This is a genomic window from Clostridium sp. LS3 (assembly GCF_055330225.1).
On the sequence record NZ_CM143921.1, the window covers coordinates 1,868,557 to 1,891,616 of the forward strand.

Below are 23,060 nucleotides of genomic sequence, written 5' to 3' on the forward strand. Positions count from 1 at the left end.
ATTGACATTCAATGTGTTGAAGTGTATTATTTATTTAAATTATAAGAATAAATATACATGAAAATTGTATATAAAATCTTTTTGTTTTATAAAAAGATTTTTATTGGGGTTTAATTTCATTATTAAATTTAAAATTATAAATATTAAGGGGGAAATAAACTTATGAATGGTAAAAAATTAAGAAAAATTTGTGCGATAGCACTAACACTTGCTCTTGGAATGTCTGTTTTTGCAGGATGTAAAAATCAAGCAGAAGAAAGAAAATTAATCTATAATTTAGGAGAGGATCCAGAAACAATCGATCCAACTTTAAATACTTCATCAGGATCAGGATCAATAATAGATAATGCTTTTGAAGGCTTAATGAGACTTGATGAAAACGAAAAAGCAATTCCGGGGGTTGCTGAAAGTTATGAAGTTTCAAATGATAATTTAGTTTATACTTTTAAATTAAGAAAAGATGCTAAGTGGTCAGATGGGAAACCTGTAACCGCAAAGGATTTTGAATATTCTTGGATAAGGGCCATATCTAAGGATACAGCAGCAGAATATAACTATCAATTATTTTATATAAAAAATGCACAAAAATTTAATGAAGGTACAGCAACTAGAGAAGACGTTGGAATTGAAGTTGTAGATGATAATACTTTGAAAGTAACTTTAGAATCTCCAACAGCTTATTTCTTAGAACTGACTTCATTTACAACTTATATGCCATTAAGAGAAGATATAGTTAGTAAGGATCCAGAAGGATGGTCATTAAATCCAGAAACTTATGTTTCAAATGGACCTTTTAAGTTAGTTCAATGGGATATGAAAGATCAATTAATATTTGAAAAAAATGAAAACTACTGGAATAAAGATAAAATAAAGCTTCCAGGAGTAGTTTATAAATTAGTTACAGATATAAATACTGCTTATGCTTCATTAAAATCTGGAGAACTTGATATGGTAGATACAGTTCCACCAGCAGAAATAGAAGGTGGCCAAGCTGAAGGATTAGTTACAATACATCCAAACCTTGGGATATACATGCTAGCATTTAATGTTGGTAAGCAATCAAGTTTATCTGAGGATGTTAAAAAAGTTTTAAGTAATGCAAAAGTAAGAAAAGCTTTATCTCTTGCAGTTGATAGAGAGGGTATAGTTAATGAAGTTACAAAATCAAAGCAAACTCCAGCATATGCTTTTGTTCCAGAAGGAATTTTAAATGCTAAAGGGGAAGATTTTGCTGATAGAAAATACTATGATGCAGCAAACCCTAATATAGAAGAAGCAAAAAAATTACTAGCAGAAGCTGGATATCCAAATGGAGAAGGGATTCCAACTTTAGAATTTATGTATAATTCAGAAGGATGTCACAAATTAGTTGCACAAGTAATACAACAAAACTGGGCTCAAATTGGAGTAAAGGTAGAACTAACTAACCAAGAATGGAAGGTATTCTTAAACACTAGACAAGAAGGTGGATATCAAATAGCAAGACATGGTTGGCTTGGAGATTATGTTGATCCAATGACATTCTTAGATTTATGGGTAACAGGTGGAGGAAACAATGATGCTGGTTATTCAAATCCAAAATATGATGAGCTAGTTAATGCTGCTAAGGCTGAAGCTGATGCAGATAAGAGATGGGATATTATGAAGCAAGCAGAAGATGTTTTAATGGAAGATATGCCAATAATTCCACTTTACTTCTATAATAAAGCTACTGCTGCTAAGCCAGAAGTTAAAGGTGTTAGAGTTTCAATGCTTGGACATGTGTACTTTGATAAAGCATACATAGAAGAATCAAAATAAAAAATAATATTAAAATAAATGATAATTAGTTAAGAAAGTTGTATAAGATTAAATATTAAAATTAATCTTATACAACTTTTATATTTATTCTAGTCTATAGAAGGCTAGTACACAATTTGTATCAAAAAGGTCATATTTGACTTTGTGATTTGATATTAATATCTAAGTAGTATACATGAAGCAACCACACCAGCTCCAACTGTCCATAAAATAACATAATCTCCATGCTTAATGGTGCCATTTGAAACAGAATCGGCTAAGGCCATAAATGGGCTTGTAACACCTGTATATCCAAATCTGTCACCTACAAATGGAAATTTATGATCTGGTTCTTCTAAAGCTTCTCTTATCATATCAATATTTTTCTTTGCAAATTGAGATAAACAATATAATTTAACATCATCTTTAGTTAGATTATTTCTACCTAGTATTTCATTTATTGAATCAACAGAACTTGCGAATGCCTCATCTGTATTAAAATCTATCCACTCTATTATTCTATTATCTTTCGGTGTATCTTCATCTATTGGTAATACCTTAGAAAATCCTTCAGGAGGAAATTTTATATAGCAGCTTAATGAACTATCTACGTAAGATGAACTATCTATGAAATCTGATATATTATCATCAGTGTTTTCTAATAAAACAGCACATGCAGATTCTCCAAAATTAGCATAAGTAATAGCTTCTGATTTTCTTGAATATCTAACTACTAAATCTGAACCTACAAGTAAACTATATTTAATTCTTTTATTGCTTTTCATTGTTCTACAAACTTGATCCATTGCAATTATCATTCCTGCACAGTTACCATTCATATCATATGCATTTGCATTTTTAGCTAAACCTAAAGCATTATGAATTTTAACAGCATTTGTAGGAGATAGATATTCTGGGGTACTGGATACAAATACGACTAAATTTATATCTTGTATATCTATATTTGCAGTTCTTATTACTTTTTCACAAGCTTCTATAGCCATAGTTAAAGAATTTTCATGAAAATCTTCAGAAATATATCTCTGGTCTCTTCCAGTAACATTCAATAACCCGGAAATATCTAATCCTTGCTCTGAAAAATGCTTCAAAAAATATTCATTAGAATAATTTGTTTTAGGAGTATAATACTCGATGTTTTTAATTTTTATGCTCATTTCATCTCCGCCTTATCTTTATTATTAAATATATTATTAATATTAAATATATCCATATTTATAATTATCGAAAAATATTTCAATAAATTAACATAATTATATGGAAAAATACATTTATACATAACTATACCATAATAAGGCGTTATTTGTATATTTTTGATGTAATAAAATGTATATTAATAGAATATAAGGATTAAAAAGAAAAAAATATAGGATATGGTAAAGTTATATAATAATACTACGAATAATAATAATGTGGAATGAAGTAAGGGGGAGCAGTAATGGATTATAAAAAAAATGCGGAATTGAAGAATAAAATAATGTTGGCAGGATTTATACTATCGGTAGGATTAAGGATAATTTTTGATATAATTTTAAAGGTAGATAGAAACGCCATATTAATATTAGCTGGACTTTCCATACCTTTAGCTATAATTGATTTTATATTAATAAAAAAGAAATGTATTATTCAAACAATGTATTATACGGTAATGATGTACACTGTTGTTATATGTATAATGTTTATATCAGACCCAAATTGGGCTAATTTTATTTTGGTATATTATGGTGTTTTGGTAATGAGTGTATATCAAGATTTAAGGATATTAATTATTGAAGCAGTTTTGGCTGTATTACTTGTAGTGTATTTCTTCTTAGGCTATAAAACAACTCTGTTTGCTTCTGTAGAATACTATGAATTAGCATTTTATATATTATATATAATAGCAGGATCAGTTATATTATCAATTAATGCTATTACTAGCAAACGTATTTATAAAGATTTAGAAGAAACTCATAAGGCTACTGAAGAAGCTAAATATAGAGCAGAGTTACTACTTGAAAAAATATATAGTACTATAAAAATTTTAACAGTAACTAATGAGAAAATAAAAAGTGGAATTTCTGCAACAGGACAAATAGCAGAAGAAATAACTAGCTCTACAAGCGATGTTGCTAATAGTGCAGCCAAAGAAGTAGATGTAATGATTGAAATGAAAGCTTCAATAGGTGATGGAGTAGAAAAAGTAGAAGAAGTTACGAATGCCATTAAAACTATGGAGGAATTATCTAAGTCAACTGAAAATGTTGTGTTAGAAGGTAATAATAAGGTAGATATATTATCTTCTGAAATGAATAAGGTAAATACAAATATTTTGAATGTAGTGTCTATGATAAATGAATTAAGTGATGAAAATACAAAAATAGTTCATATTATTAACAGTATTACAAAAATATCAGAGCAAACGAATCTATTAGCTCTTAATGCATCAATAGAAGCAGCTAGAGCTGGAGAGCATGGAAGAGGTTTTGCTGTGGTTGCAGAAGAAGTAAGAAAACTTGCTGAGGATTCAAAAATATCTACAGATCAAGTAGAATCAATATTGAATAATATATCTAATAAGACCAAGGTAGTTGCAGAAGAAATATTAAAAGAAGAAAAGTCAATCGAATTATGTAATGAGCATACAAATGATGTTAAAGAGTTGTTTAAAGATGTTAATAAGAATACTTCTAATGTATTAAGTTATTCAAGAAGTGTTGGATCACAATCTACAGTGCTTGAAAATACAATGAAAAATACATTAAGTTCAGTAAATAATATTAGCGAAAATGTAGAAGCCACTGCAACTGCTATGGAAGAAATTTTTGCGGCTATTGATGAGCTTAATAATAGCATAATGGGTATAACAAGTAGTTATGACGAAATAGATAATATATGTGATGAATTAAACTCTATAAATGAGTAGAATAGATAATATAAAAGAATGGTTATTGCAAATTAGCAGTGACCATCTTTTTTTCATAGCAATAGTTATAAAGAATAATATTAAAAAGATAATTGATAATTATTTTAAATTATAATAGAGTATATTTATTAAGAGGTGACTTTATTAATGGAAATAAAGAACTTAAATTTCAGTTAACTCTAAATTTAAATCAAGATTATAGAGATAAAATGATAGTTTAAAGTATGTTGTTTTAAGATTATTTTAAGCTTTATTCGTAATAATATTAGTTAAGATAGATATTAAATTTATTAAACATTACTTATGAAGAAAATATTATTAATGAAGGGGATAAGTATGAAGAAAAATTATATTTTAATTGTATCTTTAATTGGAATATTCTTACTTGGTGTAATTGGAATGAATTTTTTTAATAAAGAAAGTAGTGAGTCTTTAATTGAAAATGAGGTTTATTCAGAGATTAATTATAAGGATGAAGATTATATAGAAGTAGTTGAAACAACAAGTTATGATAGAGAAATTGAGTCAATTATAAAAAGATATGCTGAAGGTTACGAGGATAATTTATCTTTATACTACTATAACTTTGAAACAAAAGATGAGTATTCTTATAATGGGGATGAATATTACGTAGCAGCAAGTACCACTAAAATTCCTTTAGCTATGTCTGTTGCAGATGATGTTTATAATGGAGAATACTCAATGGATACAGAAATAGAATATAGTTATGCTGATTACGAAGAAGGGGCAGGGGTTCTTTGGCAAGAAGATTATATAGCACCAATAACAGTAGATGATGCTATTTACTTATCAATAGTTTATTCAGATAATATAGCAAAAAATATGCTTAGAAGAATATCTACAATAAGTATATATGATTATATTTCAAATATTACAGGCAATGTATCATTAATTAATGGTGAAAATAAATATACAGCAAATCAATTAGGAGAGGTTTTAAAAAAATTATATCTTAATGAAGAAAAAAATCCTTATTATGATAATATTTTAGAGTATATGACTGAAACTGTATTCCATGATAGAATAGATAAATATCTTCCATACTATAATGTAGCTCATAAAATAGGAAATTATTATAGATACTATCACGATATAGGGATAATATATGCTAAAGAAGAGTATGTTCTGGTTATAATGACAAAAGATATTGGAGAACTAGATGAGGGGAATTATATAGATGAAGACGAAAGATTAATACTAGATGGTGGAGAATTAGCATCAGAAATAATGGCAAGTATATCTAGAGAAATCTACAATTTAATTGAGAATTAGTAAAACTAAAAAAGGGTGTCGCGTTTCGTTACCTCCTTTGTACCCTCTTGAATTTACTAGGTCTAAGAGGACATTAGTCAAAAAATTCTATCTACTGTTTAAATATGCTGAAAACTATAACTTTTTTAAATTTTAATAAAAACTTGTTATTAATAATAAACAATAAAGTTAATAAATACTATGTATATAGATATGTAATGAGATTATCTCAAAATAAAAAGTGATTTTTATAATGAGATAGTCTCATTATTTTTTGAAACAATATATTACTTTAAATAATAAAGTAAATTTAATATGAGATTAACTACTTTCAAGTAAAACTTTAGAAAACATATAAATAAAATTGTATTTAAATTTATTAACAAATAAGGAGAATAATAGTATAATATTACCAATGGTAATTACCTTAGGTAATGAAAGGAGAGACTAAATTGAAAAGTGATAAAAAACATGTAAGTAAGGAAGTTATTTTAGAAACTACATTAAGTTTAATTGATAAAAATGAAGGAGTAAAGGATGTAACTTTAAGAGATATTGCTAAAAAAGTTGGATGTGCACATACAAACTTATATAACTATTTTAGTAGTTTAGATGAAATATTTTGGGAAGCGCTTGGCAAGGTACTTCTTATAATGATGGATTATTCAAGTGATTCTTTGAGTAATGAAAAAGATGATGAAGAAAAGTTCTTCTTAATTTTATCTAATTTAATTGATTTTTCTATGGAGCATCCCGGATGGTATAGATTTATATGGTTTGAGTCTATAGGTGGAAAACCCTCTCCTGAAGTTACTAAAATATTGAATAAACCAGGAGAGGGATTTTCAGAACTTATAAAAATAAGTAATAAAAACATTTCAAATGAAAAAGCAAATTATATTGGAAATATACTGCATAGTTATTTGCATGGTGAATTATGTAAATGGATTAATAATCGAAGTTTTATAAACACAAGAGAGGAAACCAAAGCAATAATTTTATCAAACCTAAAATATCTATATAAATTACTAACTCAATAATATAAAATATTAGATTTAAAAAATCAAATAATAAAAATAATCCTAATACATTTTAAAAATTTAAAGGAGATGTATAGAAGTGATAGGAAGGTTAATTTCAAAAATTTGTCCAATCTTTATGGTTCCTGAAAATAATCCAGTTAATGAAGAAAAGTACTTAGGTAATAAAAAGAATAATCTTTCAATTTATGAGGCAGGAAAGAAGAAATACATTTATCCAATAATTAAATTTAAAGATGAACAAGTGATAATTGAGAAGCTTTGCTTAATTGATTTTCAGGGAGACACCACTTATAAAGCTATAGAATTACAACAAGTGAAACAAGAAAATTTCATCTATTACATCATACTTATGGGAAGACATGATGGCGAATCAGATATTTACTATACAAAGGGACTAACAATTGATGAAGATAAGTACAAATCATTGCTGAATAAAGTAACTTTATATAAAGTTGATTTTATTAAGGTACAGTTTGATGTAACTGAAAAAGGTATAGATGTATATCTATCTTTAAGAGATAAGGAAAATAGAATTATAGAGTTTAAAATAAAAGAAAATAAGAATAAACTAGATAGTTTTGGTCTTATAGCACCTGTAGGTATTATGAGTGATAGCCCAGATAAATTTCCTATTATATATTTAAAAAAATTTAATATGGTGGAGCAAAAACACACAGATATATTTGTAAAGATAGATGGAAAAGAACTAAAGCCTATTAAACTTTTTCCATTGTGTAATTTTAAGAGAGTTTATTTAGCTAGGTATTCTTATTTTAATAATATTAAAGAATTAAATAATAATTATACAGGTATTATAGAACCAATAGAATTTAATAAAGATGAAGATGAAATAAAAATAGACAATTGCATTTATTCAATTAATACAAACAATACACATCCTGAAATAAAGTGTGTAAGAAGGGTCGGCAGCAATAGTGAAATGAAAATAACTTTTTCTCCACCTATACCAGACATTGTTTTAATAAAGGATAATACAGAAATACTAGGACATTTTTCACTATCTGTTGACGAGGTTAAAGGGGTTATGGGAGGAACTTATTTAGTAAAGAAAAATAATGATTCAATTAAACTTCAAATTAACCCACAAAAAGGTTGGCAACCAATGCCAGGTAAACTATGGATGAAATCGTACTTATGGAACTGTGATATAAAAATTGTAAATGATACATTACAAGTAAAATCAAAGTGGAGTCGTATAAATATGTAAATACAAAAAGGAAAGGCTTAGGCTTAAGGAAGTCCTAATATCTACTTTAAATTAAGCAAATAGATTAGTGTTTTATTTATTTTAATTAATGATAAATAATCTGTATCTTTAGAAAGAAGCAATACAAAGATTAAATTCAGTATAGCAATTCCAAATATAGTGGCATAAGTAAGTCGAAACCATGCACTAAGTAGTGAAAGACTTTTATTAATACTTAATTTAATTATAGTTATTATTTGGGATTGTCTATTAAAAATCTTATTGAAAATTATCCTCAATAACATTAGAATTATATTAGAGTTAATTTAAAATTGTTTTAAGGAGGAAGTTTTGGATAGGAAGCTAATAGAAAAGATAATAGGTAAAAAGAATTACGTTAATCTAAATGATGAAATATATATATTAAGAGAAATTACAAATATTATGAGACAAAATATTCAGAATAACTTAGCTTTTACAGATGAGCTTATAAATAAAGTTAATATAAAAGCTTCAAAGTCAAAAAGTATTGTTAGTGAAATAATTGATGGTTTGGAAAATGATTCATTTGTTGTAGGTTATACTAATAGTAAAAATTATTTATTGAAATATTTAAAAGATGTTAATAATAATTTAGTTGGGATTATAGAGTCAAGCAATCCTTTTAAATATGATGAATTGATTATATATACAAATGGACTTATAGATCTTATATTGCTTTTCTAAGGATATTAAAATACTTATAAATTAACATTATAAGAAAATATAATGCTTCCTTTTATTATAGAATTATCTTTTTGGATAACTTTATAATAAAAGGAGCATGTGTATAACATATTTATTATATAATTTTATGATAGTACAAATTATAAAACAGGATCATGATAAATGGTAGATTTGCAATAGTAGAAAATCGAGAAAATTGACTATAAGTTTCTAATTTCATAAGCATAGATTTTGTCTAAATAAAAAACTTTTTGTAGAATGAATAAAATGTACTTCTTTTTGGGAATAATTTAAACAACAAATTATTACAAGAAGGATTTTTTATATGTGAAATGTGCCGAAAAAGCATTAAGAGAATAAGTGAATATCATAAATTATTCTAATTCTAAGTAAGTTATGGGCCATTCCAAGAATGGTTATTATAATTCAATGTAAAGGTTAGTTTTTTAACAAAAATAAAAATCGATATTTGTAGAAATACAAAGAAAAATATAGAAAAACAAGTGAAAATTGAGATAATTACATCTAAACTGTCATTATTCATAGAGATTTCTAAATATTTTTATGATAATATCTTTATGGAATGATAATTAAATAACAAGAAGGAAGTGTTACAAATGAAAATAGCAATCGCTGGAGCTGGAGCTATGGGAAGTAGATTTGGACTTATGTTACATAAAGCTGGTAATGAGGTTGTATTAATTGATAAATGGGCTGACCATGTTAATGCAATTAAGGAATTCGGTTTAAAAGCAAATTATAATGGTGAGAATGTTGTTGAAAAAATACCAGCATTTTTCCCAAGTGAAATGGAAGGATATAAAGATACTATTGATACTGTAATATTATTTACAAAAGCTATGCAATTAGATGATATGTTACAATCAATAAAATCAATATTATCAAAAGATACTAAAGTATTATGTTTATTAAATGGATTAGGTCATGAAGATACTGTTGAAAAGTATGTGGCTAAAGAAAATATTTTACTTGGAAATACTATGTGGACAGCTGGGTTAACAGGACCTGGTGAAGCAAAACTTTTTGGTAATGGAGAAGTAGAACTTCAAAATGTACACCCAAATGGTAAAGAAGCTGCTTTAGAAGTTGTAGAAACACTTAAGGAAGCTGGGTTAAATGGAAAATATAGTGAAAATGTAATGTATTCTATATGGAGAAAAGCTTGTGTTAATGGTACATTAAATGGTACATGTACTGTTTTAGATGCTAATATTGCAAGCTTTGGAGCAGCAAGTGTAACTGATAAAATGATTCGTACAATCATTAATGAGTTTGCAGATGTAGCTGAAAAAGAAGGTGTTATCCTTGATCGTGAAGAAATAGTAGGTCACGTTAAATCTACTTTTGATCCAAATGGAGTAGGTAAACACTATCCATCAATGCATCAAGACTTAATTCAAAATAATCGTTTAACAGAAATTGATTATATTAATGGAGCAGTATGTAAAAAAGGTGCAAAATATAATGTTTCAACACCTTATTGTCAGTTCTTAACAGAATTAGTTCATGCTAAGGAAGAAATTTTAGGCGCAAAATAATAACAGAGGAGACTTTAAATATGTCAGAGAGTAAAAGAATTACCCCTAAGGACTTTCTTAATAAAGTTCTAGCAGGTACAGCATTAGCAATTATTGTAGGTCTTATTCCAAATGCTGTATTAGCAGCTGTATTAAAATTATTTGATCAAACACACTTTATAGTTTTATTGACTCAGACAGTTGTTATGTTCCAATTAACTACACCGTTATTAATTGGAGCACTTATTGCCTTACAATTTGGATTTAATCCAATGAAAATGGCTGTTGTTGCAGGAGCAGCTTATGTTGGTTCAGGTGTTACTGTATTTAATCCTCAAATGCAAAATATGGCAACTCAAGCTATGGGAGCATATGTAAGTGCAGGAACAGGTGACATTATTAACACTATGATTACTGCATCAGTAGCGGTTATTTTAATATTATTAATTGGAGAAAAATTTGGTTCAGTAAATATAATACTATCACCTATTTTAATAGGTTCTGGAGCAGGATTAATAGGGTTGATAACTCTTCCATATGTTAAGAGTTTCACAGCTCTAATTGGTAATGGGATTAATTCATTTACTAATTTACAACCTGTAGTAATGAGTATTTTAATAGCATGTTCATTTGCAGTGTTGATTATTTCACCAATATCAACAGTTGCTATTGGTATGGCTATTCAATTAAATGGTTTATCAGCAGGTGCGGCAGCTATGGGAGTTGCAGCAACAACAATAGTATTAGTTGTTCACTCTTGGAAGGTTAATAAATCAGGTGTTACTGCAGCTATTGGATTAGGTGCAATGAAGATGATGATGCCAAACTTATTCCGCTATCCTATTATTTTAATACCTATTTTATTTACTTCAGCGTTATCAGCAATACCTGTTGCATTATTTAACGTTATGGGAACAGCTTCATCAGCAGGTTTTGGATTAGTTGGATTAGTTGGACCATTAGCATCTATTGATGCAGGATTAAATATATTTGTAGCAATATGCGTGTGGTTTGTTATTCCTACAGCATTAGCAATAATATCATTAGTAATATTTGAACAAGTACTTAAATTATATAAAAAAGAAGAAGCTTTTGCTTATCTTGGATAAAATAATCAAAAATAACCAGATCAAAGTTATTTGATCTGGTTATTTTTTTACTTTATAGGAAAGTATAAAAGTTTAAAGTTTTGAAAATGTGATTATATAAGACTTTTAGTAATTAAATGTGGAAAAGTAGATTTATTTTATACTTTACTTACCTTCAGTTTGTATGTGGACATATGTAAGTTTGCGTTGACTTGGAGCGAAGCGACGGAATAAGTAAACTTACATATGTCCACTTTTTTATGCAGTAAATTCTGAAAACAAAGTTCCTAGAATTAGGATCCTGGATGTGAAAAAGATTAAAAATATTTAACTTATTTAACCTTTTGGATATAATAGAAGTATCAGTGGACAGCAAAAAAACGGTTATATTAATGAGTCACTTTAATAATAATTATAGTATTATTTTTTTATATGAAATCCAAAGATAAGAGGTGAATATGGCGCAAGAAAATCTGACCTTAAAGAGAAAGAAAAAAGACCGAATAAAAATTAATAATCTAAAAGAGTTTAAGGATGAATTAAAAAGAGAAGGATATAAAGTAAATGAATTTGATGAAGAAAAATTTAAAGAAGAAATTACAAAAACTTTTGAAGTAGATAAAAGTGTAACAGAAAGATTGCACATATCTATTAAGGATACTGAGACTACCTATAAAGCAAATGATATTAGGGATTTTATAGACTATATAGAAAAAATGATGTTATTTGAAAATGAACATAACAAACTATGTAAAAAAATAAGTGAAATAAAAAAACTAAATATAGATAGAATTGAATATGAACGAGAAACAAGTTCTAAAGATAGTGTTGAACATATCATAAAAGCCATAGAAGAGATAAAAAGCCATATATATAGAATAAAAAGTGAAGAAGAGAAAATAAAATTAGAAGACTTAGAAAAAGAATTAGATAATGATTATCTTTATGCAAAGGATATTGAACTATTGAAAAAAATGGTTCTTATTAGAAAAGAAGGCGTAAAAGAAAAATATAATGCCAAAACTAAAACTAAAACAATATCCATAGAAATACCGAAGGAAATAAATTATCAATATATTAAACCCAAGAAGGGGACTGTAGAGTATCATCAACATTTAAGCAATAATATACCAAGAATGCAACGTTTAATAAGAAATATGGATAAGTATATGAAAGTTGATGAAAAAGAAAAAACAATATTTAAAATAGATCAAAGCAAGGCATTACAGGACTCTATAAATATAGCATTAGCAATATATGACAATAAGGAGTTTAAAGCAATAAGTGGTAGTAACAATATAACAAATTATTGCACCGCACCACCACTAGAAACAGCAATTTTTAAAAGTATTAAAGTTAATAAATTAGGTAAATTAGGTGTAGGATATAACAGGGTTAATGATAGTGAAAAAAAGATATTTGAAGAAATACATAAACAAATAGAAGCAAAAGTGTTGAGGAATGAAGGGAATCTTATTTTATATAGTAAATGGGAACCTTGCCCAAGCTGCTGTTTTGTAATTAGTGAGTTTTGTAAAGAGCATCCCAATATAAAAGTACAGGTAAAATATATTAAAAAATATGGTGAATAACAGAGCCATATATTTATTCAAAAAACTTGACTTTTAAAAATAAAATTTATATAATTAAGTTGAAACCGGTTTCTAACACCGCAAGGATTTTGGAGAAAAAATATGAACATAAAATATATTGCCAATTTAGCAGGAGTTTCTAAATCTACAGTATCAAGAGTAATTAATAATTCACAGAATGTAAGTTTAGAACTAAGAGAAAGAGTAGAAAAAGTATTAAATGAAACAGGATACACCCCTAATTTGTTAGCTCAAGAGTTAGTTACTAAGAAAACAAAAGTAATAGGAATAATGATTCCTAGAATTGGAATTGATACATTTTCAAATATAACAGAGGGCATTATTGATAAATTAAATGAAAATGGATATAACGTAATATTGGCTAATTCAAGAGGAAAAATAGAGGAAGAATTGAAATATTTTGATATTTTTAAAAAGAAGCATGTAGATGGGATTGTTTTTTTCCCAACTAACATTACAGAGGAACATATAAAAGTATTAGATGATATTAATACACCTATAGTAATGATGGGGCAAGAAAATAGCAAAATAGCTGCATCTTGTGTAATATATGATGATTTTAATGCAGCTAAAGATATGGTTTCGTATTTAATTAGCGAAGGTCATAAAAAAATTGCCTACATTGGATTGGATGAATCTAGAGCTGTATTTGCTAGTTTAAGAAAAAATGGATATTTATGTGCATTAAAAGAAAGTAAAATTAATACTAAAGAAGAATATATGGCAGTAGGAAATTTTAATATAAATTCAGGATATGATTCCATGAAACATATAATAAATAATTCTAAAGAAATGCCTACAGCTGTATTTACCGCAATAGATCGTTTAGCATTTGGAGCACTTAAGTGTTTAAGAGAATTTTCTTATAAGGTTCCAGAGGATATATCAATAGCTGGTATAGATGATATGGATATGTCATCTATGTTTGAGCCAACATTAACTACAATAAATTATGATTATTATGACTCAGGTAAAAATGCAGCAATATTGATACTAGAAAAAATTAATAATGATGATATGGAAAATAGAACTATAGTTATGGGATACGAACTTATAACTAGAAATAGTACGAAAAAAATAAAATAGAATTAATGGGATTTTATTTTTTTACATAATTAGAAACCGGTTTCCAATATAAAATTTCTGGAGGTAAAAAAGATGGATAATATGTATGAAAAAGTTTTAGAATCAGCAGAATATATAAAAAATAGAATTGAGTTAATGCCTAAGGTTGGTGTTGTTTTAGGTTCAGGATTAGGGGATTTAGTTGAGGCAATAGAAGATAAAAAATATATTGATTATAAAGATATACCTAATTTTCCAACATCAACAGTTAAGGGACATAACGGTAGATTAGTATTTGGAAAAATAAAAGGTATAGATGTTTTAGCAATGCAAGGAAGATTTCATTATTTTGAGGGATATACAATGAAAGAAGTTGCATATCCAATATTTGTTATGAAACAATTAGGAATTGAAAAAGTTATAATAACTAATGCTTGTGGCGGTATAAATACAAGCTTTAAGCCTGGAACTTTAATGATTATTAATGACTTTATTAACTTGGTTTCAGATAATCCATTGATTGGTATAAATGATGAGAGATTTGGGACAAGATTCCCTGATATGTCTGAACCTTTTAAGCTTGAGTTAATAGATAAAGCAAAGAAAGTGGCAGATGAAATTGGAATTGAATATAAAGAGGGAGTTTATGCGGGATTTATGGGACCTTATTATGAAACAGCAGCAGAGATAAGATCAATTAGAAATCAAGGGGCAGATGCTGTTGGAATGTCAACAGTTCCTGAAACTATAGCTGCTAATTATTTAGGTATAGATGTACTTGGAATATCTTGTATTACAAACATGGCTACAGGAATACAAAAGCAAAAACATTCACATGAGAATGTTGTAGCCATAGCTCAAAAGGCATCTACAGATTTTTGTAAATGGATAGCTAAAATAATAGAGAATATGGGTTAAATAAAAAAAGAGGATTCTATTATGATAAAAAACGATGAATATTTTATGAAAAAAGCTATAGATCTTGCTATTAAGTCAAGAAATGAAGGCAATGAGCCTTTCGGAGCAATTTTAGTAAAAGATGATGAAATAGTAATGAGTGGAGAAAATCAAATTAATACTTTATGTGATCCGACTCATCATGCAGAAATTGGACTTATAAGAAGGTTTTGCATGGAAAATAATATATTTGATTTAAAAGAATATACTTTATACACTAGTTGTGAACCTTGCGTAATGTGCTCTGGTGCTCTGGTATGGGCGAATCTACATAAGGTAGTGTACAGTGTGTCACATGATCAACTTGCACAGATAGCTGGAAGCAATATTATGATATCTTGTAAAGAAGTTTTTCAAAAAAGCCCAAATAAACCTATAGTTGTTGAAAATGTACTAAATGAAGAAGGATTAAAAGTATTCGATGAATATAAATTTTAGAATTTATAACATGAATTTATGTAGATTCTAACACTTTGTGTATCTTATTCTTTCAGTATATATACTAAAAAGAGAAGATTTTTTATAATACTTAGTATACACTATAAAACCCACGAAAATACAGAATTGTGTTATCGTGGGTTAGTTAGTCTGTAGTAATTTAGAAAAATACCTTATATTTATAATCACTATATAGATATTTATATATCAATTCAATATATGTAGTATATGAAAGAAATGTAAATTATAAAGTATTTCTTCATGTTTTCAACCTTTTGGCTTAAATACCATAGCAGAAATAAATCCAAATATTATTGCTGCAGAAACTCCTGCACTTACTGTCTTTAAAACACCAGTAAATATTCCTATAAAGCCGGTTTGCTCAGCTTCAGTTATAGCCGCTGTTACAAGGGTATTTCCAAAACTACTTATAGGTACAAATGCTCCTGCACCTGCAAATTTAACTAAAGGATCATATAAACCAAAACCACCTAATATTGCACCAACTACAACCAGCGTACAAGTTGTATGTGCAGGAGTAACTTCTAAAATATCCATTATAAGTTGCCCAATAACACAAATTAAGCCACCTATTATAAATGCAAAAATAAATTTTTCCATAGTTTAAATCACACCTTCTTTTTTACATTTCTATAGAAACAGCATGGGCAACACTAGGTATGCTTTCCTTTTGTTGAAAGGAGACAGGAGACATTAAGGCACCTGTTGCAACAATTAGTATTTTCTTTAATTCTCCTTTACGCATACGATTAAGTAAATGTCCATAAGTTACAACAGCAGAACAACCACAGCCACTGCCACCAGAGAAACTTGGTTGTTCTTTGGTATATATTAAAAGTCCGCAATCTGTAAATATATGTTTTGGCATATTTATACCATGTTTCTCTAATAAAGCATTAGCAAGCTCATGACCAACTTTCCCCAAATCACCAGTAGCAATAAGATCATAATGATAAGCATCAATATTTAAATCTCTAAAATGAGCTTCAATGGTATCTACGGCTGCTGGCGCCATAGCTGCACCAACGTTATAAGGATCTGAAATTCCCATATCTACCACTCTTCCTATGGTAGCAGAGGTTATCTTTGGGCCATTACCTTTTTGGCCAAGAACAACAGCTCCAGCTCCAGTTACTGTCCATTGAGCAGTAGGTGGTCTTTGTACTCCGTATTCTGTAGGATATCTAAATTGTTTTTCAGCAGCTGCATTATGACTACTTGCAGCTGCTATAACATATTTAGCTGCTTTACTTTCTATTAATTGAGCTGCCAATGATAAGCCTTCCATGGAGCTAGAACAAGCTCCGAAAATCCCTAAAAAAGGTATTTCTAAAGTTCTTGCAGCAAAGCTACTAGATATAATTTGATTCATTAAGTCTCCGCTTAAAAAAAAGTTAATATCTTCTTTTTGTAAATTTGCTTTTTGTATTGCTCTTTGGCAAGAATGTTCAAGTAAAGCTCTTTCCGCTTTTTCATAACTATCTTGCCCAAGCCACAAGTCTTCATAAATTATATCAAAGTCATTAGCTAAAGCACCATTACCTTCAAAGGGACCAACAACAGCGGAAGAGGATAGTATTGTAGGTTTAGAGTTAAAAATCCAAGATTGATGTCCTTTAAGCATTTACATCGCCCCCAACCATTTTATTGTCATTTTTATCGTAGCAACTACAAAGGCAGAAAAAACTCCATAAACTATAATTGCACCTGCAAGCCTAAACATATTTCCAGCTACTCCAAGTACAAATCCTTCACTTTTATGCTCAATTGAAGCAGATGCTATAGAGTTAGCAAAGCCTGTAATAGGAACAGCAGATCCACATCCGGCCCATTGACTAAGATGATCATAAATCCCAAGACCAGTAAATAAAGCTGCAAAAAATATTAAAACTACAGAAGTAGGCCCTACTGATGTCTTTTCATCAAAATTAAAATAATTAATAAACATCCACTGTAATCCTTGACCAATTGTACATATTGCACCACCTACTAGAAAAGCTCTAATACAATTAGTTACAATAGGTCTTTTAGGCTCTATATTATTTACTAATGCATCATATTGCTGCTGAGTTGTGGTCATTTTTTTCTTTTTCATATTTGACATTTATCTCACCCTCTAACGTAATAAATATGGTTCTAATTTTTGCATTACTTTTTCTAATTTTTCAGCATTTTGTAAGTACATAGTTTTTGCACCTTCATTGTCGCAATCTAAAGAAAATGACATAAGATCTGCTTGACTTTTTTGAATACTAGCATATAGCATTTCTTTAACTTGCGCTTTAGGGATTTGTATCATATCATCGAAAATATCTAAATATAAGTCTCCAGAAGAGTCTACTTGCCCAAGAAAAACATTTTCAATGGAAACACCTTTCATTTCTAGCTGAGTTGTAAGCCAGCTTTTATTTAATCCAGCATTAGTAAGCCCTTCATTTAATATATTTCCATCTAAAATAACTGTTTGTGGCTCAGCTTTAGACGATACTTGTTTTCCTAAATCATATGGAGTAACAGGTTTCTTATCAGCTTTTAAGCTAACATTTATGTCTCCATTTGTTTCCATTACAGCAAATTCAACATCCGCTAAGCTAAATGCTTTTTTCGAACGCATTTCTTGTAGGAACTCTTGCCCTGTAATTCTCTCTTTAGATAAGTTATCTTCCATTACTTTGCCGTTTTTAACTAATACTCTTTCTTTACCATGTATTAGGTTATAAATTGATTTACTTCTCATAGAAGCAAAATCTAAGACAATAGGCATCAGTGCCCAAACAGCTAGTGCAACTAGTCCAAAGTAAATATTATCAATTATATTTAAAGAAATTAAAGTAATTATAATAGCGATTACGGCATAAGAAATAAAGTCAAAGGGAGTAGCCCTAGATAAAGTTTTCTTTTTCATATATTTTGTTATAACTATTGCTAAAAAAAATAAAACTATTGAATTAAATAATATTATTAACCAAGAACTCATATGCCACCTCACTTAGTTGCCTTTGTATTGGGGTTCTTCAAACTCCATAGATCCTATTCTTTTTTCTAAATCTGTTTTAATTTTGCTTATTTCTTTATATGTCTCATCATAAATAGCTCTAGACTCTTTATCACGCTCTTGTAATGAGTAAATTCTTAAAGTTGATTCAGCTCCCTTTAATGTAGCTAATGTTTGTTTTACCTTTGAAATAGCAGTCATATAAAAGTCTCCTTTATATTTATTAAATTACTTCTTAACTTACTTTAACCAATAAGCCTAATTTTAATTCATTTCTTAATATAAATATTTATTCAATTGTTAAAAGCTAATTGATAAAGTTCAATAATTATAAATTAGATTTTAAAAGGAATATATTTCATCATAAATAAACTGAATATTTAAATTGATTATGAACAAAATATATTTGCAATAAAAAATTATAAAGGAGGAATTTTTATGCCAACGGGAACTAAACTTGAAACAGCATTAGCTAGTGCAAAAGGATTGGCTGCTGATATGAAGACATTTTCTTTAGACACAGATAATCAAGATGCAAAACAAATGTTTAATCAACTTGCAACTACAATGGAGAGTGTGCAGCAAAGCCTTCAATCAAGACTTGATTTTGTAAAACAAGAAGAACCTCAATATAATAAACAATAATAAATAATTAATTATTTAATATACTCTCATGTCTAGTAAATTTATATTTTATAGATATGGGAGTATATTTATATATACTATAATTTTTAGCTCTATAAAAAATTAAATAAATAGGGTTTTTTATTTGTTAAAATTTTTGTTGCTTAATCTATTAAAAGAAAAATTAGACATATTTATTAGGAATTTTATACACAATCATAAGTATGTGATATTATATAATAGACAATAACATAGATTTGTAACGGGGGAATTTTAATGATAAAACTTATAGCATCAGATATGGATGGAACTTTATTAAATAATAATCATGATATAGATAAGGAAACAGTTAAAGCAATTAGAAAAGCTGAAGATGCTGGTATAATTTTTGCAATATCTACTGGTAGAGAATATGAAAGTGTTAAGGAACTATTAGATAAGCATAATATAAAAGCTCAGTGTGTTCTTTTAAATGGAGCAGAGTATAGAGATGAGAATGGAAATATATTAGATGCTATCAATATAAGAGAAGAGAATGCAAAGAAGATAGTAGAGATATTAAAGAAAAATAAACTACCAGCTCGTATATTTACAGATAAGGGAGTGTTTACTACATCTACAAAAGAAGAGGCTTTTCAAGAAATTGTATTTAGAACTATGATATTAAATCCAGCGTTAACAGAAGATGAGGCAAGAGAAATGGTTCAAAAGCAAGGCTTTTTAACATGCTTACAGTACATTGATGATATAGCTAAATTCTTTGAAAGTGGAATAGCAGTTAAAAAGGTTGTAGCCTTTAATAAAGATATAGAACTTATAGATAAGATAAAAAAAGCTATGGCAGAAATTAAAGGATTAGAAATATCCTCATCATTTAGAGGTAATATAGAAATAACCGATATAGATGCTCAAAAAGGAATTATTTTAGAAAAAGTAGCTAAGAAAATGTCAATAGCAATAGAGGATGTTATGATTATGGGAGACAGCTTTAATGACTACTCAATGTTTGAAATATTTGATGAAACTGTCGCAATGAAGAATGCTATACCAGAAATTAAGGTTATAGCTAAGTACATAACAGATAGTAATGATAATTTAGGAGTTGCTAAGGCTATCTATAATGTAATTAATGATGAAATGAATAAAATGATAAAGTAATACTAGTAAAGGGGTGTAGTTAAATATAACTACATCCCTTTATTTTAAATGATATCTTCAAATTTTATTGTTTCTTGTATTCCAGTATTCATATTTTTTATATTAATAGTCCTATTTGTCTCTTCTTCTTCACCTAAAAGAATAACCTTGGGTATAGCAAGTTTATTAGCATAATTCATTTTTTTCTTTAATTTATCATCTTCAAAATATATTTCTACAGATCTTCCAAAGGAATTTAGTTTTTTATATACTTCACCACAATAACTTAAAGTATCTCCAATTGGTATTATTAAATACTCAACTTTAGAAGAAACAGTATAGTTTTCAATAAAACCTATTTCTTTTAAAACAAAGAATAGTCTAGTTAATCCAATGGATATTCCAACTCCAGGCAATATATTATTAGTATAATTTTCTGCTAAGTTATCATATCTACCACCAGAACAAATTGAACCATACTCCTCATTGCCAGTTAATAAAGTTTCAAATACTGTACCTGTGTAATAATCTAACCCTCTTATAATTTTTAAGTTTATTATATATTCACTATCATCTACTCCAAGTATTTCTAGAGTAGTAGTAACTTCCTTAAGCTCATTTAATCCTAATATAAATTTTTCATTTTTTATATTTAATGAATTTAATTCATTTAAAACTTCATTTTTAGACCCATTTATATTTATAACTTTATTTATTATTTTTGCTTTTTCATCACTAACTAATTTAGTTAATTCAGATTCAAATGTTTCTTTGCCTATTTTATCGTACTTATCTATTAAAATCATAACTTCAACTAGATTCTCTATATCTAGTGAACTTAACAATGCAGATAATATTTTTCTATTACTTATTTGGAACTTATAATCTTTTAATCCTATAGCTTTAAAGGCTTTTGATGCTAAACTTATGACTAAAGCATCATTTTTAATACTTAAAGTGTCTTTTCCTATAATATCAACATCACATTGATAAAATTCTCTATATCGTCCTTTTTGATTTCTTTCTCCTCTATATACTTTTCCTATTTGATATCTTTTAAAAGGGAAAAGCAAATCATTATAGTATTGAGAAGTATATCTAGCAAAAGGAACTGTTAAGTCAAATCTTAATGCTAAATTATTAGATCCCTTTTGAAATGCATAAACTTGCTTTTCTGTTTCACCAGCACTTTTAGCAAGTAAGACTTCAGCTTTTTCAATAATTGGTGTATCTATTGGAAGACATCCATTTTCCTCGTATATTTTTGTGATTTTCTCTACTATATCATTAAATTTTCTTTGATCTGTAGGCATTAGCTCCATAAATCCTGGTAAAATACTTGGTTTAACTTTATTGTTTTTCATATCACATTTCTCCTTTATTTTAAAATAACAAAAAGCCATGTAGGCAAATATCCCACATGGCTTACTAAATATGATTGCACTAAACACATCATAGCCTAGAGATACAAGCCTAAGGAAATAGACTTGCATCCTTTAAAAAGATGAAGTCACTCTAGCGATGATGATGTATTGATTTAAATAAGTTATTTAGTGCTTTCATAATTTTTCCTCCTAAATTTTAATAAATACATTATATAACAATCAATAACCTTCTTCAAGGATATTTAACAGCTATACTTATTTATATTATGAAATAAGTATTTAAAAATAAAAAGTATTCACATTTTTTAATAATAAATAGTATCAATATAGAGTATGAAAAATATCAATAGGCTTTTATAGATAATTAAAAGATAAATTAGTTACTAAGACTTCAATAAAAGATAAATTTAACAAAATATGGGAAAATTTGATTTAATTTAGTATTTATAGTAAAATATTGATGAAATTTATCAAGGGGGTAAATATATGAAATTACTAAAAAAAATATCACTATGCATGACATTAATATTAACTATTGGTGTTTTTTACGGTTGTAAAAGCACTTCACCATCAGATTTTGTAAAAACAAATTTAGATGAAATGAAGGGTGCTAATGATAAGCTTGTATCTTTAGTAGCAAAAAACATGGTTATATCTGATGAGGAAGAAGCAAAGATTAATGAAGAGCTTATTAAACAAGTACAGAAAATTACTTATAAAATAACTTCTGAAGAAGTTAACAAAGATGAGGCAACTGTTTATATTGATATAAATGGACCTGACTTTGAAGTTATTATTAATAAAGCAATGACCAAAATAGTTAAGAATGCTATTGAACAATCTTTTTCAGGTGTTGAGATGACAGAAGAAGAGCAAAATAAAATGGTTAGTGATATTATATTAGAGTGTATTAAAGACAGTGAGTTCACTGATAGGACAGGAAAGTTAACTTTAATAAAAGAAAATAAAAAATGGAAGTTAGCTGATGAAAATGAGTTAAGTAAGTTACTTTTAAATTTTGATCCGTCTTCAATTGATTATGATAATATGGAGAAGTATATTAATGAAGAGAGTTTATCTAATTATTTAAATGAATAAATTTTACAAATACTTATTTAAATAGGAAAGGAATATGGCTTAAGGTCATATTCTTTTTTTGATCTATAGGAAATTATATTTTTAAAATATGTGAATAAATTATTTATAGCATACAAGTTATTAAAATTTACTTATGGAAAAAGTTAATTTG

23 protein-coding genes are annotated in these 23,060 nt (G+C 27.8%); 15 read left to right on the plus strand and 8 right to left on the minus strand.

The genetic code is table 11. The features are described from left to right. Positions 1-162 precede the first annotated feature (162 nt). Positions 163-1,800, plus strand: coding sequence for a peptide ABC transporter substrate-binding protein (locus tag ACZJV1_RS08660; protein ID WP_463652056.1), 1,638 nt, complete (start codon positions 163-165; stop codon positions 1,798-1,800). A gap of 155 nt (positions 1,801-1,955) precedes the next feature. Here ACZJV1_RS08660 and ACZJV1_RS08665 read toward each other — a convergent pair whose 3' ends face one another. Continuing rightward, entirely contained in the window at positions 1,956-2,954 is a 999-nt protein-coding gene (locus ACZJV1_RS08665) for a 3-oxoacyl-[acyl-carrier-protein] synthase III C-terminal domain-containing protein (protein ID WP_463652057.1), read from the minus strand. 281 nt (positions 2,955-3,235) lie between these two features. Between ACZJV1_RS08665 and ACZJV1_RS08670 the strand changes: the two genes are divergently transcribed. The 4 genes from ACZJV1_RS08670 (at position 3,236) to ACZJV1_RS08685 (ending at position 8,245) form a co-directional block, all read left to right on the plus strand. Beyond that, on the plus strand, positions 3,236-4,702 hold the full coding sequence (locus ACZJV1_RS08670; protein ID WP_463652058.1) for a methyl-accepting chemotaxis protein: 1,467 nt from the start codon (positions 3,236-3,238) through the stop codon (positions 4,700-4,702). Between the two features lie 336 nt (positions 4,703-5,038). Next, positions 5,039-5,995 (plus strand): serine hydrolase, encoded by a 957-nt coding sequence (locus ACZJV1_RS08675; protein ID WP_463652059.1) that lies wholly within the window; start codon positions 5,039-5,041, stop codon positions 5,993-5,995. 431 nt (positions 5,996-6,426) lie between these two features. After that, on the plus strand, positions 6,427-7,014 hold the full coding sequence (locus tag ACZJV1_RS08680) for a TetR/AcrR family transcriptional regulator (protein WP_463652060.1): 588 nt from the start codon (positions 6,427-6,429) through the stop codon (positions 7,012-7,014). A 79-nt stretch (positions 7,015-7,093) separates the two neighbouring features. Then, positions 7,094-8,245, plus strand: coding sequence for a hypothetical protein (locus tag ACZJV1_RS08685; RefSeq protein WP_463652061.1), 1,152 nt, complete (start codon positions 7,094-7,096; stop codon positions 8,243-8,245). 41 nt (positions 8,246-8,286) lie between these two features. Here the strand turns inward: ACZJV1_RS08685 and ACZJV1_RS08690 are convergent, their stop codons facing one another. Next, on the minus strand, positions 8,287-8,529 hold the full coding sequence (locus tag ACZJV1_RS08690; protein ID WP_463652062.1) for a DUF4386 family protein: 243 nt from the start codon (positions 8,527-8,529) through the stop codon (positions 8,287-8,289). Positions 8,530-8,575: 46 nt separating this feature from the next. Here ACZJV1_RS08690 and ACZJV1_RS08695 point away from each other — a divergent pair, with 46 nt between their 5' ends. From ACZJV1_RS08695 to ACZJV1_RS08725, 7 genes are all read left to right on the plus strand, one after another. Then, the gene (locus tag ACZJV1_RS08695) at positions 8,576-8,950 is read left to right on the plus strand and encodes a hypothetical protein (RefSeq protein WP_463652063.1); all 375 of its coding nucleotides are present in this window, start codon (positions 8,576-8,578) and stop codon (positions 8,948-8,950) included. Between the two features lie 617 nt (positions 8,951-9,567). Further along, on the plus strand, positions 9,568-10,509 hold the full coding sequence (locus ACZJV1_RS08700) for a 2-dehydropantoate 2-reductase (RefSeq protein ID WP_463652064.1): 942 nt from the start codon (positions 9,568-9,570) through the stop codon (positions 10,507-10,509). Between the two features lie 20 nt (positions 10,510-10,529). Then, a complete protein-coding gene (locus ACZJV1_RS08705) occupies positions 10,530-11,597 on the plus strand; it encodes a PTS sugar transporter subunit IIC (RefSeq protein WP_463652066.1) in 1,068 nt (355 codons plus the stop codon). 437 nt (positions 11,598-12,034) lie between these two features. Then, positions 12,035-13,168 (plus strand): deaminase domain-containing protein, encoded by a 1,134-nt coding sequence (locus ACZJV1_RS08710; protein ID WP_463652067.1) that lies wholly within the window; start codon positions 12,035-12,037, stop codon positions 13,166-13,168. A 102-nt stretch (positions 13,169-13,270) separates the two neighbouring features. Further along, positions 13,271-14,275 (plus strand): LacI family DNA-binding transcriptional regulator, encoded by a 1,005-nt coding sequence (locus tag ACZJV1_RS08715; RefSeq protein ID WP_463652068.1) that lies wholly within the window; start codon positions 13,271-13,273, stop codon positions 14,273-14,275. An 81-nt stretch (positions 14,276-14,356) separates the two neighbouring features. Then, positions 14,357-15,172 (plus strand): purine-nucleoside phosphorylase, encoded by an 816-nt coding sequence (locus ACZJV1_RS08720; RefSeq protein ID WP_463652152.1) that lies wholly within the window; start codon positions 14,357-14,359, stop codon positions 15,170-15,172. 21 nt (positions 15,173-15,193) lie between these two features. Continuing rightward, positions 15,194-15,649, plus strand: coding sequence for a nucleoside deaminase (locus ACZJV1_RS08725; RefSeq protein ID WP_463652069.1), 456 nt, complete (start codon positions 15,194-15,196; stop codon positions 15,647-15,649). A 267-nt stretch (positions 15,650-15,916) separates the two neighbouring features. Here the strand turns inward: ACZJV1_RS08725 and spoVAE are convergent, their stop codons facing one another. From spoVAE to ACZJV1_RS08750, 5 genes are read right to left on the minus strand one after another with little or no spacing between them, the layout of a single operon-like run. After that, positions 15,917-16,270: a stage V sporulation protein AE gene (gene spoVAE / locus ACZJV1_RS08730; protein ID WP_463652070.1), complete on the minus strand. Its 354-nt coding sequence runs from the start codon at positions 16,268-16,270 to the stop codon at positions 15,917-15,919. 22 nt (positions 16,271-16,292) lie between these two features. Further along, positions 16,293-17,294, minus strand: a complete 1,002-nt coding sequence (gene spoVAD / locus ACZJV1_RS08735; protein ID WP_460288756.1) for a stage V sporulation protein AD — start codon at positions 17,292-17,294, stop codon at positions 16,293-16,295. After that, a complete protein-coding gene (gene spoVAC / locus ACZJV1_RS08740; RefSeq protein ID WP_411167555.1) occupies positions 17,295-17,774 on the minus strand; it encodes a stage V sporulation protein AC in 480 nt (159 codons plus the stop codon). It abuts the gene before it with no gap. 12 nt (positions 17,775-17,786) lie between these two features. Beyond that, positions 17,787-18,647, minus strand: a complete 861-nt coding sequence (locus ACZJV1_RS08745) for a DUF421 domain-containing protein (protein ID WP_463652071.1) — start codon at positions 18,645-18,647, stop codon at positions 17,787-17,789. A 12-nt stretch (positions 18,648-18,659) separates the two neighbouring features. Beyond that, positions 18,660-18,866 (minus strand): DUF1657 domain-containing protein, encoded by a 207-nt coding sequence (locus tag ACZJV1_RS08750; RefSeq protein WP_411167557.1) that lies wholly within the window; start codon positions 18,864-18,866, stop codon positions 18,660-18,662. Positions 18,867-19,103: 237 nt separating this feature from the next. Between ACZJV1_RS08750 and ACZJV1_RS08755 the strand changes: the two genes are divergently transcribed. Together ACZJV1_RS08755 and ACZJV1_RS08760 are read left to right on the plus strand one after the other, a co-directional pair. After that, positions 19,104-19,310, plus strand: coding sequence for a DUF1657 domain-containing protein (locus ACZJV1_RS08755; protein WP_322388505.1), 207 nt, complete (start codon positions 19,104-19,106; stop codon positions 19,308-19,310). A 255-nt stretch (positions 19,311-19,565) separates the two neighbouring features. Then, the gene (locus ACZJV1_RS08760; RefSeq protein WP_463652072.1) at positions 19,566-20,447 is read left to right on the plus strand and encodes a Cof-type HAD-IIB family hydrolase; all 882 of its coding nucleotides are present in this window, start codon (positions 19,566-19,568) and stop codon (positions 20,445-20,447) included. 44 nt (positions 20,448-20,491) lie between these two features. On the opposite strand, the gene hisS is transcribed toward ACZJV1_RS08760, so the two are convergent. Beyond that, complete coding sequence (hisS, locus tag ACZJV1_RS08765; protein ID WP_463652073.1) at positions 20,492-21,790, minus strand: histidine--tRNA ligase; 1,299 nt, start codon at positions 21,788-21,790, stop codon at positions 20,492-20,494. Between the two features lie 507 nt (positions 21,791-22,297). Here hisS and ACZJV1_RS08770 point away from each other — a divergent pair. Then, the gene (locus tag ACZJV1_RS08770) at positions 22,298-22,909 is read left to right on the plus strand and encodes a hypothetical protein (RefSeq protein ID WP_463652074.1); all 612 of its coding nucleotides are present in this window, start codon (positions 22,298-22,300) and stop codon (positions 22,907-22,909) included. Positions 22,910-23,060 lie beyond the last annotated feature (151 nt).

What these genes read in the sequence shown, in the direction of transcription:
- ACZJV1_RS08660 (WP_463652056.1), top strand. Translation starts at nt 163, where the DNA reads ATGAATGGTAAAAAATTAAGAAAAATTTGTGCGATAGCACTAACACTT.
- ACZJV1_RS08665 (WP_463652057.1), bottom strand. Translation starts at nt 2,954, where the DNA reads ATGAGCATAAAAATTAAAAACATCGAGTATTATACTCCTAAAACAAAT.
- ACZJV1_RS08670 (WP_463652058.1), top strand. Translation starts at nt 3,236, where the DNA reads ATGGATTATAAAAAAAATGCGGAATTGAAGAATAAAATAATGTTGGCA.
- ACZJV1_RS08675 (WP_463652059.1), top strand. Translation starts at nt 5,039, where the DNA reads ATGAAGAAAAATTATATTTTAATTGTATCTTTAATTGGAATATTCTTA.
- ACZJV1_RS08690 (WP_463652062.1), bottom strand. Translation starts at nt 8,529, where the DNA reads ATGTTATTGAGGATAATTTTCAATAAGATTTTTAATAGACAATCCCAA.
- ACZJV1_RS08700 (WP_463652064.1), top strand. Translation starts at nt 9,568, where the DNA reads ATGAAAATAGCAATCGCTGGAGCTGGAGCTATGGGAAGTAGATTTGGA.
- ACZJV1_RS08705 (WP_463652066.1), top strand. Translation starts at nt 10,530, where the DNA reads ATGTCAGAGAGTAAAAGAATTACCCCTAAGGACTTTCTTAATAAAGTT.
- ACZJV1_RS08710 (WP_463652067.1), top strand. Translation starts at nt 12,035, where the DNA reads ATGGCGCAAGAAAATCTGACCTTAAAGAGAAAGAAAAAAGACCGAATA.
- ACZJV1_RS08715 (WP_463652068.1), top strand. Translation starts at nt 13,271, where the DNA reads ATGAACATAAAATATATTGCCAATTTAGCAGGAGTTTCTAAATCTACA.
- ACZJV1_RS08720 (WP_463652152.1), top strand. Translation starts at nt 14,357, where the DNA reads ATGTATGAAAAAGTTTTAGAATCAGCAGAATATATAAAAAATAGAATT.
- ACZJV1_RS08725 (WP_463652069.1), top strand. Translation starts at nt 15,194, where the DNA reads ATGATAAAAAACGATGAATATTTTATGAAAAAAGCTATAGATCTTGCT.
- spoVAE (WP_463652070.1), bottom strand. Translation starts at nt 16,270, where the DNA reads ATGGAAAAATTTATTTTTGCATTTATAATAGGTGGCTTAATTTGTGTT.
- spoVAD (WP_460288756.1), bottom strand. Translation starts at nt 17,294, where the DNA reads ATGCTTAAAGGACATCAATCTTGGATTTTTAACTCTAAACCTACAATA.
- spoVAC (WP_411167555.1), bottom strand. Translation starts at nt 17,774, where the DNA reads ATGTCAAATATGAAAAAGAAAAAAATGACCACAACTCAGCAGCAATAT.
- ACZJV1_RS08745 (WP_463652071.1), bottom strand. Translation starts at nt 18,647, where the DNA reads ATGAGTTCTTGGTTAATAATATTATTTAATTCAATAGTTTTATTTTTT.
- ACZJV1_RS08750 (WP_411167557.1), bottom strand. Translation starts at nt 18,866, where the DNA reads ATGACTGCTATTTCAAAGGTAAAACAAACATTAGCTACATTAAAGGGA.
- ACZJV1_RS08755 (WP_322388505.1), top strand. Translation starts at nt 19,104, where the DNA reads ATGCCAACGGGAACTAAACTTGAAACAGCATTAGCTAGTGCAAAAGGA.
- ACZJV1_RS08760 (WP_463652072.1), top strand. Translation starts at nt 19,566, where the DNA reads ATGATAAAACTTATAGCATCAGATATGGATGGAACTTTATTAAATAAT.
- hisS (WP_463652073.1), bottom strand. Translation starts at nt 21,790, where the DNA reads ATGAAAAACAATAAAGTTAAACCAAGTATTTTACCAGGATTTATGGAG.
- ACZJV1_RS08770 (WP_463652074.1), top strand. Translation starts at nt 22,298, where the DNA reads ATGAAATTACTAAAAAAAATATCACTATGCATGACATTAATATTAACT.